The organism is Pseudomonas sp. PHC1 (assembly GCF_046487845.1).
Lineage (GTDB): Bacteria > Pseudomonadota > Gammaproteobacteria > Pseudomonadales > Pseudomonadaceae > Aquipseudomonas > Aquipseudomonas sputi.
Map to the genome: position 1 here is coordinate 1 of NZ_JBJXHJ010000020.1, position 14202 is coordinate 14202.

15 protein-coding genes and 2 pseudogenes are annotated in these 14202 nt (G+C 60.3%); 8 read left to right on the forward strand and 9 right to left on the reverse strand.

What is annotated here, in order from left to right; translation table 11 throughout:
• Nucleotides 1-617, forward strand: a 617-nt coding sequence (locus ACKJSM_RS21700; RefSeq protein ID WP_410238800.1) for a Fic/DOC family protein, incomplete at its 5' end; no start/stop codon positions are given.
• A 9-nt stretch (nt 618-626) separates the two neighbouring features.
• On the opposite strand, the gene ACKJSM_RS21705 is transcribed toward ACKJSM_RS21700, so the two are convergent.
• Complete coding sequence (locus ACKJSM_RS21705; RefSeq protein ID WP_236182735.1) at nt 627-788, reverse strand: hypothetical protein; 162 nt, start codon at nt 786-788, stop codon at nt 627-629.
• A gap of 257 nt (nt 789-1045) precedes the next feature.
• Here ACKJSM_RS21705 and ACKJSM_RS21710 point away from each other — a divergent pair, with 257 nt between their 5' ends.
• The 4 genes from ACKJSM_RS21710 to ACKJSM_RS21725 all read left to right on the forward strand — a co-directional run bounded on the left by ACKJSM_RS21710 (nt 1046) and on the right by ACKJSM_RS21725 (nt 5216).
• On the forward strand, nt 1046-2395 hold the full coding sequence (locus tag ACKJSM_RS21710; protein WP_085701359.1) for a GntP family permease: 1350 nt from the start codon (nt 1046-1048) through the stop codon (nt 2393-2395).
• Between the two features lie 15 nt (nt 2396-2410).
• A complete protein-coding gene (locus ACKJSM_RS21715) occupies nt 2411-3271 on the forward strand; it encodes a MurR/RpiR family transcriptional regulator (protein WP_410238801.1) in 861 nt (286 codons plus the stop codon).
• A 1-nt stretch (nt 3272) separates the two neighbouring features.
• Nucleotides 3273-4730 carry a D-aminoacylase gene (locus ACKJSM_RS21720; protein ID WP_410238802.1) on the forward strand — a complete coding sequence of 486 codons (1458 nt, stop codon included), beginning with the start codon at nt 3273-3275 and terminating at the stop codon, nt 4728-4730.
• Nucleotides 4731-4847: 117 nt separating this feature from the next.
• Nucleotides 4848-5216 carry a glyoxalase superfamily protein gene (locus ACKJSM_RS21725; RefSeq protein WP_011332360.1) on the forward strand — a complete coding sequence of 123 codons (369 nt, stop codon included), beginning with the start codon at nt 4848-4850 and terminating at the stop codon, nt 5214-5216.
• On the opposite strand, the gene ACKJSM_RS21730 is transcribed toward ACKJSM_RS21725, so the two are convergent.
• Nucleotides 5213-6241, reverse strand: a complete 1029-nt coding sequence (locus ACKJSM_RS21730) for an AraC family transcriptional regulator (protein WP_410238803.1) — start codon at nt 6239-6241, stop codon at nt 5213-5215. The two genes, ACKJSM_RS21725 and ACKJSM_RS21730, sit on opposite strands and share 4 nt — an antisense overlap.
• Nucleotides 6242-6404: 163 nt before the next feature.
• Here ACKJSM_RS21730 and ACKJSM_RS21735 point away from each other — a divergent pair, with 163 nt between their 5' ends.
• Nucleotides 6405-6632 (forward strand): FitA-like ribbon-helix-helix domain-containing protein, encoded by a 228-nt coding sequence (locus ACKJSM_RS21735; RefSeq protein ID WP_410238805.1) that lies wholly within the window; start codon nt 6405-6407, stop codon nt 6630-6632.
• Between the two features lie 51 nt (nt 6633-6683).
• Here ACKJSM_RS21735 and ACKJSM_RS21740 read toward each other — a convergent pair whose 3' ends face one another.
• The 3 genes and pseudogenes from ACKJSM_RS21740 to ACKJSM_RS21750 all read right to left on the reverse strand — a co-directional run.
• Complete coding sequence (locus ACKJSM_RS21740) at nt 6684-7067, reverse strand: DUF6124 family protein (protein ID WP_236181434.1); 384 nt, start codon at nt 7065-7067, stop codon at nt 6684-6686.
• Nucleotides 7068-7539: 472 nt separating this feature from the next.
• Nucleotides 7540-8403 (reverse strand): methyl-accepting chemotaxis protein, encoded by an 864-nt coding sequence (locus ACKJSM_RS21745; RefSeq protein WP_410238862.1) that lies wholly within the window; start codon nt 8401-8403, stop codon nt 7540-7542.
• A pseudogene (locus ACKJSM_RS21750) lies at nt 8398-9459 on the reverse strand (methyl-accepting chemotaxis protein); the annotation flags it as partial. The gene ACKJSM_RS21745 and the pseudogene ACKJSM_RS21750, both read right to left, overlap by 6 nt.
• A 244-nt stretch (nt 9460-9703) precedes the next feature.
• On the opposite strand from ACKJSM_RS21750, the gene ACKJSM_RS21755 reads away from it, so the two are divergent.
• Nucleotides 9704-10375, forward strand: a complete 672-nt coding sequence (locus ACKJSM_RS21755; protein ID WP_410238806.1) for a histidine phosphatase family protein — start codon at nt 9704-9706, stop codon at nt 10373-10375.
• Nucleotides 10372-11211, forward strand: coding sequence for a phosphatase PAP2 family protein (locus ACKJSM_RS21760; protein ID WP_410238808.1), 840 nt, complete (start codon nt 10372-10374; stop codon nt 11209-11211). The genes ACKJSM_RS21755 and ACKJSM_RS21760 overlap by 4 nt, the downstream gene beginning before the upstream one ends.
• On the opposite strand, the gene ACKJSM_RS21765 is transcribed toward ACKJSM_RS21760, so the two are convergent.
• The 4 genes and pseudogenes from ACKJSM_RS21765 to ACKJSM_RS21780 all read right to left on the reverse strand — a co-directional run.
• On the reverse strand, nt 11162-12583 hold the full coding sequence (locus ACKJSM_RS21765) for an ArnT family glycosyltransferase (RefSeq protein ID WP_410238809.1): 1422 nt from the start codon (nt 12581-12583) through the stop codon (nt 11162-11164). The two genes, ACKJSM_RS21760 and ACKJSM_RS21765, sit on opposite strands and share 50 nt — an antisense overlap.
• A 68-nt stretch (nt 12584-12651) precedes the next feature.
• On the reverse strand, nt 12652-13239 hold the full coding sequence (gene rimJ / locus ACKJSM_RS21770) for a ribosomal protein S5-alanine N-acetyltransferase (RefSeq protein ID WP_410238810.1): 588 nt from the start codon (nt 13237-13239) through the stop codon (nt 12652-12654).
• Nucleotides 13240-13456: 217 nt separating this feature from the next.
• Entirely contained in the window at nt 13457-13825 is a 369-nt protein-coding gene (locus ACKJSM_RS21775; RefSeq protein ID WP_410238811.1) for a DUF6124 family protein, read from the reverse strand.
• Between the two features lie 138 nt (nt 13826-13963).
• A pseudogene (locus ACKJSM_RS21780) lies at nt 13964-14105 on the reverse strand (hydrolase); the annotation flags it as partial.
• Nucleotides 14106-14202: the final 97 nt, after the last annotated feature.

The window sequence follows — 14202 nt, forward strand, 5'->3', positions numbered from 1 at the left end:
TTTGCTCGCACGAACATCATCAACCAAATCGGCGTTCTTGTTTCTATGTTTCCCGGGATTCCGTGAAGAACCATAAATTAGGGATAACCGATCCTGAAGACATGGATGACGCAGAGCTCATCCTGTTGGAAAAATTGTACCAGTTCGTGCTCATTGAGCATTTGCCAAATCGGCCATTAACCGTTCAGGACCTGAAAGAGTGGCACCGACACTGGTTGGGCAATCTCTATTCATGGGCCGGCGACGTGCGTGCGGTGAATATGGGGAAGGACGGCTTTTTCTTTGCCGCAGCACCGCAGATTCCCCGACTGCTTGATGGTTTCGAGAGGGACTGTCTTGGCAAGTACACACCTTGCAAGCCTGATCTGGATGAAAACCTGATCCACGCCATCGCTGTCACGCACGTGGAGTTCATCCTGATTCATCCATTTCGCGAGGGTAATGGGCGTCTGTCGCGATTGTTGGCGGATGTCATGGCGGTGCAGGCGGGGTATGTACCGCTCGACTACAGCATTTGGGAGCGAAACAAAGAGGCTTATTTTGCGGCAATCAACCAAGGGCTGAATTGCAATTACGAACCCATGGAGTATTGGGTTCGGCAGGCATTGTGGACTTGAGTGACGATCTCATTTGGCCAGAGAGAGATGCAGAAACTTGCTGTCCTTGAGCTTCAGCTTGCGTTCAATCGATTCAACGCTCTGACCCGTTTCGATGGCTGTCGAACTGGCAATCGCACGTATCAACGCTTCGGCAGTGAGCTTTTTGGGGCGGCGGCGCGGAGCAGTCATGGCAGGAACTCTATAGAAAGCGTCTGCCGAGTATAGCGCCTGGACTGATGTTGAAAACCTTGTGGTCTGGGCGAAACCTTCAGCCGGTTCATGAAAATCCCACCCCGCGATTTTCATTATTCGCGACAAGACATACCCAAAAACGACAACCCTTATCCCTCCACGAAAATTACTTTCACTTGGTTTGAAAACTCGATCTCGAAATGATTTATGAGTTTCACAACCCATTCGAACGTGACCCTTTCGAGGAGTACCGCATGACACCGTCCTTCGGCTATTGGCTGCTGGTGTACGCCGCCGTTGCCATCATCGCCCTGATCGTTCTGATCGCCCGTTACCGGCTCAATCCGTTCATTGTCATCACCCTGATTTCCATTGGCCTGGCGCTGGTGGCGGGGATGCCGCCGTCCGGGGTGGTGGGGGCGTACGAGGCCGGGGTGGGCAAGACGCTGGGCCACATTGCGCTGGTGGTGGCGCTGGGGACGATGCTCGGCAAAATGATGGCCGAGTCCGGCGGCGCCGAGCAGATGGCGCGCACGTTGATCGAGCGCTTTGGCGAAAAGAACGCGCACTGGGCGATGGTGTGCATTGCGTTTCTGGTGGGGCTGCCGCTGTTTTTCGAAGTCGGTTTCGTGCTGCTGGTGCCGATTGCCTTTACCGTGGCGCGGCGGGTCGGCGTGTCGATCCTGATGGTCGGTTTGCCGATGGTCGCGGGGCTGTCGGTGGTGCATGCGCTGGTGCCGCCGCACCCGGCGGCGATGCTGGCGGTGCAGGCGTATCAGGCGTCGGTCGGGCAGACCTTGCTGTATGCGATTGCCATCGGCATTCCGACGGCAATCATTGCCGGCCCCCTGTACGCCAAATTCATCGTGCCGCGCATTCAGTTGCCGGCGGATAACCCGCTGGAAAAACAATTCCTCGAACGCGAACCCCGTGACAGCCTGCCGGGTTTCGGCATCACCATGGCGACCATTCTGTTGCCGGTGGTGCTGATGCTGATCGGCGGCTGGGCCAACCTGATTTCCACGCCGGGCAGCGGCTTCAACCAGTTCCTGTTGTTCATCGGCAACTCGGTGATTGCGCTGTTGCTGGCGACGCTGTTGAGTTTCTGGACCCTCGGCATTGCCCAGGGTTTCAACCGCGAATCGATCCTCAAATTCACCAACGAATGCCTGGCACCGACCGCCAGCATCACCTTGCTGGTGGGCGCCGGTGGCGGTCTGAACCGGATTCTGGTGGACGCCGGCGTCACCGATCAGATCGTCGGCCTGGCCCACGAATTTCACCTGTCGCCGCTGATCATGGGCTGGCTGTTCGCCGCGCTGATGCGCATTGCCACCGGATCGGCGACCGTGGCGATGACCACGGCTTCCGGCGTGGTCGCGCCGGTGGCCATCGGTCTGGGTTATCCCCACCCGGAACTGCTGGTGCTGGCGACCGGCGCGGGCTCGGTTATCTTTTCCCACGTCAACGACGGCGGCTTCTGGTTGATCAAGGAATACTTCAACATGACCGTGGCCCAGACGTTCAAGACCTGGACGGTGCTGGAAACCCTGATCTCGATTGTCGCTTTCGCCCTGACCGTCGGTCTTTCTTACCTGCTGTAGTCGGAGTTATCCGCCATGGACATCCTCTATCAGATCCGCGCCCGTCAGGATTCCTTCAGCGCCGGTGAAGGACGCATCGCCCGTCTGATGCTCGACGACGTAGGATTTGCCGCCTCCGCCAGCCTCGAAGAACTGGCGCTGCGGGCCGAAGTCAGCACCGCCACGCTGTCACGCTTCGCCCGCACCGTCGGTTGTCGCGACCTGCGCGACCTGCGTCTGCAACTGGCCCAGGCCAGTGGCGTCGGCAGCCGTTTCCTCGACCCGGCAGGTACGCCCGAGCAGTCGGCGTTTTATCGGCAGATCGTCGGCGATATCGAAACCACCCTGCGCCAGCATCTGGCGGCGTTCGACGAATCGCGCTTCGCCGATGCGGTGAAACTGCTGGGCCAGGCGCGGATGATCCACGCCTTCGGCATTGGCGGTTGCTCGACCCTGTGCAGTGACGAATTGCAGGTGCGGCTGGTGCGCCTCGGCTACCCGATTGCGGTGTGCCACGACGTGGTGATGATGCGCGTCACCGCCGCCAGCCTCAGCGCCGAGCAGGTGGTGATCGTCTGTTCGCTGACCGGCATCACCCCGGAGTTGCTGGAGACCGTGGCGCTGGCGCGCAACTACGGCGCCCGGATTCTCGCCATCACCCGCGCCGACTCACCGCTGGCGGAACTGGCCGACATCGTCCTGCCGCTGCAAGGCGCCGAGACCTCGTTCATCTACAAACCGACGGCGGCGCGCTACGGCATGCTGCTCGCCATCGACGTGCTGGCCACCGAGCTGGCGCTGGCCAATCCTGAAGACAATCAAGAACGTCTGCGGCGGATCAAACTCGCCCTCGACGAATACCGTGGCGGCGACGATCACCTGCCGCTGGGAGACTGACATGCTGTACGACACCCTGATTCGCAACGCACTGGTCATCGACGGCAGCAACAGCCCCGGTTACGCCGCCGACGTGGCGATCCTCGACGGCCGCATCGCGCAGATCGGCGACTTGCATGACACCGGCGCCAGCGACGAAATCGACGCCGCCGGCCGTGTGCTGGCACCGGGTTTCATCGACGTACACACCCACGACGACACCGTGGTGATCCGTCAGCCGCAGATGCTGCCCAAGCTCAGTCAGGGCGTGACCACGGTGATTGTCGGCAACTGCGGGATCAGTGCGGCGCCGGTCAGCTTGCGCGGCGATCCGCCGGATCCGATGAACCTGCTCGGCTCGGCGGCGGCGTTCGTTTACCCACGTTTCAGCGATTACCGCGCAGCGGTGGAAGCGGCCAACACCACGTTGAACGTGGCGGCGCTGGTCGGGCACACGGCGCTGCGCAGCAATCACCTCGATGATCTGTTTCGCACCGCGACTGACGATGAAATCGCCGCGATGCGCGAGCAGTTGCGTGAAAGCCTGGAGGCGGGCGCCCTCGGTTTATCCACAGGTCTGGCGTATGCGAGTGCGTTTTCGGCATCCACCGATGAAGTCATGCAACTGACCGAAGAATTGAATGCGTTCGGCGCGGTGTACACCACCCACCTGCGCAGTGAGTTCGAACCGGTGCTGGAGGCGATGGACGAGGCCTTCCGCATCGGCCGCCATGCTCAATCACCGGTGATCATTTCCCACCTCAAATGTGCCGGCGCCGGTAACTGGGGCCGCAGTCCGCAGTTGCTTGCCTCGCTGGAAGCCGCGGCGAAAACTCACCCGGTCGGTTGCGATTGCTATCCGTATGCGGCGAGTTCTTCGACCCTGGATTTGAAGCAGGTCACCGACGCTCACCGCATCACCATCACCTGGTCGACGCCGCATCCGGACATGGGCGGTCACGACCTGATGGACATTGCCACCGAATGGAACCTGTCCTTGCTCGACGCCGCCAAACGCCTGCAACCGGCGGGCGCGGTGTATTACGGCATGGACGAGAACGACGTGCGCCGGATTCTCGCTCATCCGCTGTCGATGGTCGGCTCCGATGGCTTGCCGGAAGACCCGTTCCCGCACCCGCGTCTGTGGGGCGCTTTCCCACGGGTGCTCGGACATTTCAGTCGTGACGTCGGGCTGTTTCCGCTGCACACCGCCGTGCACAAGATGACCGGTCTGTCGGCCGCGCGTTTCGGCCTGAAGGAAAGGGGCGAAATTCGTGAAGGACACTGGGCCGATCTGGTGTTGTTCGATCCGGCGACCGTGCGCGACGTGGCGGATTTCAACGACCCGCAACGTGCTGCGCAAGGCATCGACGGGGTGTGGATCAATGGCGTGTTGAGTTATCGCGACGGCCAGGCCAACGGGCAAACAGCAGGGCGGTTTTTGGCGCGCCAAGGCGATCTGCGCGACGGCTTTCGTTGATTTTTGCTGACTGGGTCACGGTAGTGGCACATTGCAATTAAAGAAAGCCATCACCAAGCCGAATTGCTGACATCCACCCCGGCTACACTCTGGGGCCAATCAGTCAGGGAGCAACCCATGAGCTTCGGCAAAACCACCCCGATCCTGCGGATTTTCGATGAAGCCAAAGCCGTGGAGTTCTACGTCGACTTCCTCGGCTTCAAGATCGACTGGCAGCATCGTTTCGAACCCGGTTTCCCGTTGTACCTGCAGGTTTCGCGTGGCGAGTGTGTGCTGCATCTGTCCGAACACCACGGCGATGCGACACCGGGTTCGGCCCTGCGGATCGAGACCGATGAACTGGAGGCGTTTCAGCAGCAGTTGCTGGCCAAGGAATACAAGTTTTCGCATCCACAGATTCAGGCCATGCCGTGGGGCAGCCAGGACATGACCATCGCCGACCCGTTCGGCAATCGTCTGGTGTTCACCAACGCGATCAGTCTCTAACTGTCGTTCGCTACCCGGTGAGTCTGCCGAAACTCACCGGGCGGCATGCCGCGTCGCCTCTTGAAGGCGCGGTGAAAGGAGCGTGATTCGCTGAAGCCCAGATACTGGGCGATGTCCTGAATCGGCAGGGTGCTGTTGAGCAGGTAATGCTCGGCCAGTTCCTGGCGCAGTTCATCGAGAATCTGCTGATACGACGTGCCGGCCTGATGCAACTGGCGTTGTAGCGTGCGCACCGACACGGCGAGATGTTCGGCCACTTGTTCCTTGCGCGGCAGGCCTTCCTTGAGCAACCGGCGCAGGATGCTTTTGACCCGCTGCTCCAGCGACGCATCCTCCAGCGTCGCCATCAGACTTTGTGCGTGTTCCTCCAGGGTGCGCAGCAAATGCGCATCGGCCTGGCGCAACGGCAACTGCAAATACGGTAGCGGCACGATCAGCGCTGAATACGCCTGATCGAACAGTACCGGGCATTCAAAAAACTGTTCGTACTGCGCCAGCGTTGTGTTCGCCGGGAGTGAATGTTCCAGCCACACCGCGGCCGGCGACAGTCGGGTGTCGGCGATCCAGCGTGCGTATTGCAGCCATGAGCCGAGCACGTTTTCCACCAGATGCCGGCGAATCCGCGGGCGCTCAAAGCGGCAGTTCCAGATCAGGTGTACGTGGTTTTCCTGCACCTCGGCGCGGCTGACGCCCATGTCGCCCACCAGTTTTTCGAACGGCATGATGCGGTTCATGGCATCGCCCAATGTCGCGCAATTCATGGTGATGTAACCCAACACGCTCCACGAGTTGGGCAGGACGAAATTCGCCGCGTTGAGGCCGAACAGCGGATCGCCCGAGTGCTCGCAAAAGTAATCGAGCAACCGCTCATGGGTTTCACCCGGCAGGCGCAGGCTGTTGTCGCTCAACTGCTGCGCCTGCAACCCGGCCGCCGCCAATGCAGGCTCGATGGCCATGCCCAGATGTTCGGCATGGCGCAGGTACTTGAGCAGCGGTGGGACGGAGGTGAAGCCGAGCGATTGCATGACCGAATCCTCTTGATCGAGGCCGCCGTGGGCGGATGAGCGCTCTGAAAGGTAATTTGAATCCGCGAATAAAGTAAATGGCTGGCCTTGGGACCATGCAGAGATCTTCGAACTGGTTTGTTAGTCTGCGATCACTCATTTCAAAGATTGCAGGGGAAGCCTTATGACCAGCATTACTATTCGACTCGATGAGCAGGTGACAGAGCAATTGCGTATCGCTGCCGCCCAAAACTGTCATTCCATGGAAGACGAAGCGCGGCAGATTCTGGAGAACGCGTTGGCTACGGTTGATCGAGCCGGCGGATTAGGTACTCGGATACGAAATCGATTCGGCGCCATGAGTGGCGTCGAACTTGATCTGCCATCACGTTCAGAAAACCTCAGCGGTTGATAAACACCGCTCAAAAAAATGGCGAGTGCACCGCACTCGCCATCTCCCGCATCAATCCGTCGGCACGACCTTGTCCAGCGCACGGTTAACGGCCAGTTCGGCGATCATCACGATCTGGGCGATGCCTTGCAGGGTCTTGCGGTGGCTGCCTTCGACCAGTGCCACATGATTGTTGAGCATGACGGTGGCGGAGCCGAGGGATTCGCTGGCGTCCACCAGCAGGGATTCGGTGTCGGCTTCGGGGTGAGCCTGGTAGAGGGTGTTGGGTTTGTAGGGCGCGGCCATGACGTGGGCGCTGAGTGGGCCCAGGTGATAATCGAGGGCGCGTTCGGCGGCTTCGTTGAATTTCTTTGAGCCGGGGCATTCGTAGGGAGATGCCGGATCCGGGAGGGTTGTGGGCTCGGTGAGCGGTGGGTTTGGCGTTACCTTGAACATGGGTGATTTACCTCTTGGTTGAGGCCGCACCTTTTCGCCGCTAAGCAAAAGGGTGGCAGCTGTGCGCAAGTTAGCGGACCGGTAAGTCACCCAAAACCCGGCGCACCCGAAGGTGCCATGCGCACAGCCACCATCAAGTGCAGGCTTGCGCCTGACTGGATTCGACATGTGCAACCGTTGGGGGACATTCCGAACCGCTAAGTTCGATCACTGGAAATCAGTGACGCAATCAAATTACGCAGCCAGCCCAAGGCGCACAAGCCGGCGGATTCTGGCGTAGCCGTAGGCAACGGCGCAAGGTTTTGTGGGCTTCGGGACGTATCACGGCGTGTCCTTAAACACTCATCGCCAACCGTGTGTAATTGCGTTTCAGAACCCGTCATCCACTTCCTGAAGTTGGCAATTTCCGGGCAAAAAAGAAGGGCAGCTTTTCAGCTGCCCTTCTTTTTACATCGGCTTTCGTGTGCAGGGTTTACACGCGGAAATGGCTCACCATCTGCTGCAACTGCCCACCCAACCGCGCCAGTTCAACGCTGGACTTGGCCGTCTCATCACTCGCCGCTGCGGTCTGTTCCGACACGTCACGGACGTTGATGATGCTGCGGCTGATTTCCTCGGCCACGGCGCTTTGCTGTTCGGCGGCTGCGGCGATCTGCTGGTTCATCGACTGGATGTTCGACACCGTGCGGGTGATGGTTTCCAGCGAGTCGCCAGCCTTGCGGGTCAGCGCCACGCTGCTGTCGGTCAGGGCGCGGCTGTTGTTCATCACGGCGGCCACTTGCTGCGTGCCGTTCTGCAGACCGGCCACCAGGCCTTCGATTTCCTCGGTGGATTTCTGGGTGCGCTGGGCCAGGCCACGGACTTCGTCGGCAACCACGGCAAAACCGCGACCGGCCTCACCGGCACGGGCGGCTTCGATGGCGGCGTTGAGGGCCAGCAGGTTGGTCTGTTCGGCCACAGCCTTGATCACGTCCATGACGCTGCCGATCTTGTCGCTTTCCTGTTGCAGCACGCTCATGGCTTCGGTGGAACGCACCACTTCGCTGGCCAGACGTTCGATCTGGGCGATGGCTTCGTTCACCACTTTGTCGCCTTCACGGGCTTCGCCGTCAGCGGCGGCTGCGGCTTGCGAGGCTTCTTCGGCGTTGCGCGCGACTTCCTGCACAGTGGCAGTCATCTCGTGCATGGCGGTGGCGACCTGATCGGTCTCGACCTTCTGACTGTTCACGCCGGCGCTGGTCTGTTCGGTCACGGCCGACAGTTCTTCGGCGGCGCTGGCGATCTGGGTCACGCCGTCGCGGATGCCGCTGATCAGGTCGCGCAGGGTCACGCCCATGCGGGCGATGCCTTGTTGCAGCACGCCGAGTTCGTCGCGGCGGGTGACGATCACGTTCTGGCTCAGGTCGCCGCTGGCGATGCGGTCGACCACGGCCATGGTTTCCTGCAGCGGACGGGTGATCTGACGGGTGATGATCACGGCAGCAATCACGCCCACCAGCAACGCCAGCAGGGTGCTGATCAGTTGCAGGGTGCGGGCCTGGGCGCTTTCCGCGTCACGGCGATCGAGCTGGATCTGATACAGCTGCTCGCTCAGGCTCACGATGGTCGCGCCCTGATCGGTCATTTCCTTGCGCGCCTGCACCGCATCGGTGTTGGCGTTCTTGAAGGCCTGCAAGGCGCTGCGGTAGTTGATCAGTGCGGTTTCCAGCTGACGCAGGGCGTCCTGTTGGGTGCTGGCGAAATACACGTTCAGTGGCTTGAGGCTGGCGATGGCCGCATCCAGTTGGCCGACGGCTTTCTGCTCGGTCTCGGCGTTGGCGGTGGCGGTGTAACCGCGCACTTCGTAGCGCGCCAGGATGAACGCTTCCTTGGCGGCGGTGATGGCCTGGAACTGCTCGAAACGCTGTTCGCTCATCTCCATCTGCTGGACGCGGGTGCTGATCGACTGGATCAGGTTGTACGCGGTCTCGGCATTGGCGGCCATGGTGTCGCGCGCCGTGTTGCCGGTGCGGTAGGCGTTACGCATTTTATTCAGGGACGTCTGGTATTCGGCGATGGTCGCCGCCTGCTCCTTGAGCAGTTTGACGTTTTCCGGGCTCTTGAAGCTGCTGATCAGCTTCTGCTGTTGGGCGGCGAACCCATCGAGGGTGGTCTGCACGTTCTGCGCGGCGGTTTCATCGCCGTTGGTCAGCATGTATTGCAGGCGCACCACGCGCAGTTTGGTCAGGCCAGCGTTGAGCTGGGTGATGTCGCTCATCCAGTTGCTGCGGTCAATCAGGCCGCCCAGGCTGGTCCAGCCAGTGAGCGCCAGGATGCAGGTCAGGGCCAGGACGAGGCCGAATCCGAGCCCCAGTTTCAGGTTCACGCTGATGTTGCCGAACCAGCTATTCATCAAAAATCCTCCAGAAAAACGTTGTGCGTCTTGATCGTCGGTCAGGCTGGAAGATTGTTGTTTTTTTGCGCCAGCAAGGGTGTAAGCAGCACTGTATCGGCCGCAAATCCGAGAGCTGAAAGGATTTTGTCCTACGGAATTTGTAACAGGCACTCACAAGACTTTTTTCACATGGGTTTCACTGGCTGCCCACGCCGTGCTCTCTAACCTCGCCGCATCGAATCACAAGTGATGGCGGCTTTTTGTGGAATTGCGACTGAGTCTGTTCGGCGTCAAGCGCTCGATTGATCTGCGCGGTCTGGCCCGTTTTCGAAACACCTGGGTGGTATTGGCGGCCTCGGCGCTGGTAATCCCTTTGACCCTCTGGCTGCTGGCCCCGGCGGCGGTGCCTGACCTTGCCCACGGCAATGTGGCCGGGGCGCAGGCGCTGAAGGAGGGCTGGAGCAAAGGCGACATCATCGTGCTGGTGCGCCACGTCGAGCGCTGCGACCACTCGAAAGCGGCGTGCCTGAGCGGCCACGATGGCATCACGGATCGCTCGCGCAGTGTCGCGGTGAGCGTCGGCGCGCAGTTCGAGCAGTTGGGCCTGGACCAGGCCGACGTCTACAACAGCCCGATGATGCGCACCGTGCAGACCGCCGGCTACATGTTCAACAAGGCGACGGCCGGCGAAGACTGGCTGATCAGTTGCAAGGGCCGGATGCTGCAGGACGCGCTCGCGCACAAGGTCCCGGGACGCAACCTGATTCTGGTGACCCACAGCGAATGCATGGCGCAGCTGGAAAAAGACCTCAAGGTGCCGGCCTCGACCCTCGGGTACGGCGCATCGCTGTTTGTTTCCGCCGCCAGCCCGGCGGCCCCTCAAATGCTCGGCTTCATTGAAGCCTCGGACTGGCGCACGGTGACCACCCAATGAAATCCCGCTTTTACGCTTACAACTTCGGCATCCCGCTGCTGTGTGCAGCCGTGGTTTTTCTGATGTTCGACATGACCAACATCGACATCGCGTTCAGCAATTTGCTGTTCGATCCACTGACCCACACCTTTCCGCTCGACAAGATTCACTTCTTTGAAAAACTGACCCACAAGTGGGCGCGGATCATTCCGAACTGGACTGCCGAAATTGCTTTGATCGGCGCCATGTTGTCGTTTGTCTGGCCACTGCTGAAACCGCAACAGCATCCGCGTCTGGGCGGGTTTCTCGAGCGCTGCAAAGTCGCGCCGGTGCTGCGCTTTGCTGCCGAGCACCGTAGGGATTTTCTGTTCGTGGTGGTGGCTTTCGCGGTCTGCACCGGGGTGATCCATTTCCTCAAGGCGCACACCAGCGTCTACTGCCCGATCGAGACCACGCTGTACGGCGGAAAGATGCCGCACATCGAGTGGTACAACAATTTCCAGCTGTTCCACGAAGCAGGTGAAGGGCGTTGCTGGCCGGGCGGCCATGCCTCGGGTGGCTTCACCATGCTGGCGCTGTATTTCGTGGCGCGTCGTTATCAATGGCGCTTTTCCAGCGCGTTGTTGTGGGGCTCGCTGCTGCTCGGTTTTGTCTACGGCACTACGCGGGTCCTACAGGGCTGGCACTACATGTCCCACACGTTCTGGGCCGGGATCTTTGTGTGGCTGGCATGTTTGCTGACGGCGCTGGCGTTCTACGGACGGGAGCGACTGGCGCAACCCGTGCGGCAGAAACAAGCAGCATCGGTCACAGGCTTACAAAGTAGTACGCCTGACGCCCCACCTTCATGGTCTTGATGATCTTCAACGGCGCGACGGGCGGCTGGTCGCCCGACAGCACCGCCACGTTCGCTGATGACTGTTCCAGAAACGCCCGCAGCTGTGCCTCGGTGTCCAATCCCTTGAGCACGCTGCGGGTGTAGAACACGCTGGCGCCGCCCACCCGTTCATTCGCCTGATACAGGGCAACGTCGTGACCTTCGGTCTGCAGGGTCTGGATCTCTTCGGTCAGCGGCAGGAATGACAACCTGCGATCGGCGTGGGGCAGGTACCACTGCGCGGCGGCCAGGTAACTGCCCATCACCACGGTCAACACGCCCATTGCCAATGTTTGATGATGGCGGGCTATCCAGCCTTTATGTGGCTTCAGTTTCTCGAACAGCACGTTTGCGTATTCCGCCGCGATGACGGCGGCGGCCGGTGTCATCGACATCAGGTACACCGTGCGTTTGCTCGAGGCCAGGGTCAGCAGGATGAACTGCGCGATGATCCACAGGCTGAAAAACAGCAGGTAACGGTTGGCCTTCAGCGCCTTGCGAAAATGCCACAGGCCCAGGTACACCAGAATGTTCCAGGGCAGGAACGCCTGCGGCAGCTTGGCGAGGTAGTAGTAAAACGGCTCGTAGTGCCCGGCTTCGACGAACGATCCGCTGAAGCGTCCTACGCTGTTGGTCAGCAACACTTCGCTGACCGCCTGGACGCCGCCACGCTGATAGAGCACGGTGAGCCAGATCATCAGCGGGATCAGACCGACCAGGGTCAGCAAACCCGGACGCAGCCAGTCCGTCAGCTTGAAGCGCTTGTCCATCAGGTTGTCGGCCAGCAGAAAAGCGAAAATCACCACACCCGGCATCGCCAGCCCGAGCACGCCTTTACTCAGCGTGGCGATCGCAATCCCGACCACAAACAGCAACGAATTGCCCGTGGTCGATGCTCGCTGCGCCTGAAAAAACGCCAGCAACGCCATGGTCACGCCGAGGGCAAGCAGCGCATCCTCGCCGACCCCACGCACGTTGCTCCAGTAACTGGCCATGGTCGCCAGCAAAATCCCCGCTGTCCAGGCGATGGCCTTCGGGCGTTCGAAGCGGCGCAACAGGGCGTACAGCAGCATCACACTGAGCAACCCGGCCACCGCCGACGCCAGTCGCACCGCCCAGGGCGAGACGCCGAAAACCCGCAGGGCGCCGGCGTCCAGCCACAGGCTCAGGGGAGGCTTTTCCAGAAAGGGCTCGCCGAACAGACGCGGTGTCACCCAGTCGTTGTCCAGGTGCATCTCCATCGCAATGCCCGCAACCCGGGCCTCGGTGGAGCCTTGCAGTTGATGGCTGCCGAGGGCGAAAAAGAACAGCAGGGCGGCAAGCAGAAGCAGGGAAGAGGCGGCACGCGACATGGGTTCAGGCAACCGGAAGTGAGCGGAAACCCGAGCTTACGCGGCCAATCCTTAATAATTTGTGAACGTCACGACAGCGGTCGCGACCAGCGCTGATCCAGCGTTTCGAAACGCGAATTGACCCGCGCTGTCAGCACATGATCCTGCCAGCGCCCGGCAATGTTCAGATACGCCTTGGCATAGCCTTCACGTTCAAACCCGAGGCGCTCCAGCAACCGGGCGCTGCGTTCATTGCCGGGAATGTAGTTGGCCATGATCCGGTGCAGGTTCTGGGTCTCGAACATGTAGGCGATGGCCGCTTCCAGCGCTTCCTGCATCAACCCCTTGCCCTGATGCGCCTCGTCGATGTGATAACCCAGATAACACGCCTGAAACGCACCGCGAATGATCCCGCTGAAATTGCAGGCGCCGATCATCTGCTCGCCATCCGGGGTCAGCAACGCCATATGCACCGCCAGCCCGGCTTCGAAGGCGCTGGCCTGTATTTCAAGACGTCGGCGGATCTGCTCAGTGGAAAAGTAATCGGTGGTACGAATCGGCGACCACGGCGCGAGGTGGCGTTGATTGCGCTGGTAGAACGCGCTTTCCAGCGGCGCTTGATCCGGGTCGAGTACCGCGAGCGTCAGGCGTTGACAGGGCAGGGTCAGCAGCGGCATCGGGGGGCTCCGGATCTGGGGTTGATCGACAGGATTGCCCGGTGGGCAGGAAAACACAAATCGCCGCCAGATTCCGGGCGAAAAAAAGCCCGCAGGAGCGCGGGCGAACCGTAGTTTCTTGAATGAGCGAGGCCAATGTACACGGCCATCACCGCCGCCGGGGTGAAGAAAAGTTCATGTCGATGAACGACTTGCGTCATCGACGAGCGCTCGTTTTTCAGTGCACGACAGGCGCCGTCGTACGGGGCACCAGATTCACCGGATCAAGATTCTCCACGGCGCGATTGACCAGCATTTCGGTCATGATCGACAGCTGCCGGATCGCCAGCAACCGGCTGCGCTGAGAACCCGTGAAATCATCCGCGATGTTGGCCGTCATCATGTTGAGCGCCGCCAGGGTTTCACAGGCATGGGTCAGCAGAGTGGCCGTATCCACATCGGTGCGCACGGAGAAAATCTCGTTGAACGGCAGGGTGCGACGCGGCTTTCTCACGTATTCCTGAGGCTGGGTAAGCACAGCCGGTTCTTTCGATTCGGTTTCGTGAGACGGTGTTTGATCAGGCAGGCTTCTGGTGTCTTTTTTCATGACGAGGCTCCATGGTTTCAGGCTCCCGGCGAATCCCTTTGGTAAACCATCTGCCGGGTTGCAGCGGAGCGCGAAGACTAGCGTTTGGACGCATTTTGAACCAGTTCATGGTAGTCGACGCGGGTTGCGGGAAATTTCCTAGGATGCGTGCAGGCTGGAGTGAAGTTCGTCCGATGTCAGCGTTTGCTTGAAGTGATGTTCCCATAACCGCCACACCTAGACCGCCAGAACGATCCAGCGACGAACCCTCCGTCAGATCCATGAGCAACTTCGGCTGCAAGCAAATTCGCGAGTTCTACTGGTGTTGCATTGGATAGAAATGGAGTGTCTCAGCAAACAATTTCGACATCTTTTCAACACTGCCTGCACCTTTCTTG

Excerpts from the sequence above, each read along its gene's own strand:
- ACKJSM_RS21705 (WP_236182735.1), bottom strand. The coding sequence starts at position 788 with ATGACTGCTCCGCGCCGCCGCCCCAAAAAGCTCACTGCCGAAGCGTTG.
- ACKJSM_RS21710 (WP_085701359.1), top strand. The coding sequence starts at position 1,046 with ATGACACCGTCCTTCGGCTATTGGCTGCTGGTGTACGCCGCCGTTGCC.
- ACKJSM_RS21715 (WP_410238801.1), top strand. The coding sequence starts at position 2,411 with ATGGACATCCTCTATCAGATCCGCGCCCGTCAGGATTCCTTCAGCGCC.
- ACKJSM_RS21720 (WP_410238802.1), top strand. The coding sequence starts at position 3,273 with ATGCTGTACGACACCCTGATTCGCAACGCACTGGTCATCGACGGCAGC.
- ACKJSM_RS21725 (WP_011332360.1), top strand. The coding sequence starts at position 4,848 with ATGAGCTTCGGCAAAACCACCCCGATCCTGCGGATTTTCGATGAAGCC.
- ACKJSM_RS21730 (WP_410238803.1), bottom strand. The coding sequence starts at position 6,241 with ATGCAATCGCTCGGCTTCACCTCCGTCCCACCGCTGCTCAAGTACCTG.
- ACKJSM_RS21735 (WP_410238805.1), top strand. The coding sequence starts at position 6,405 with ATGACCAGCATTACTATTCGACTCGATGAGCAGGTGACAGAGCAATTG.
- ACKJSM_RS21740 (WP_236181434.1), bottom strand. The coding sequence starts at position 7,067 with ATGTTCAAGGTAACGCCAAACCCACCGCTCACCGAGCCCACAACCCTC.
- ACKJSM_RS21745 (WP_410238862.1), bottom strand. The coding sequence starts at position 8,403 with ATGGGCGTGACCCTGCGCGACCTGATCAGCGGCATCCGCGACGGCGTG.
- ACKJSM_RS21760 (WP_410238808.1), top strand. The coding sequence starts at position 10,372 with ATGAAATCCCGCTTTTACGCTTACAACTTCGGCATCCCGCTGCTGTGT.
- ACKJSM_RS21765 (WP_410238809.1), bottom strand. The coding sequence starts at position 12,583 with ATGTCGCGTGCCGCCTCTTCCCTGCTTCTGCTTGCCGCCCTGCTGTTC.
- rimJ (WP_410238810.1), bottom strand. The coding sequence starts at position 13,239 with ATGCCGCTGCTGACCCTGCCCTGTCAACGCCTGACGCTCGCGGTACTC.
- ACKJSM_RS21775 (WP_410238811.1), bottom strand. The coding sequence starts at position 13,825 with ATGAAAAAAGACACCAGAAGCCTGCCTGATCAAACACCGTCTCACGAA.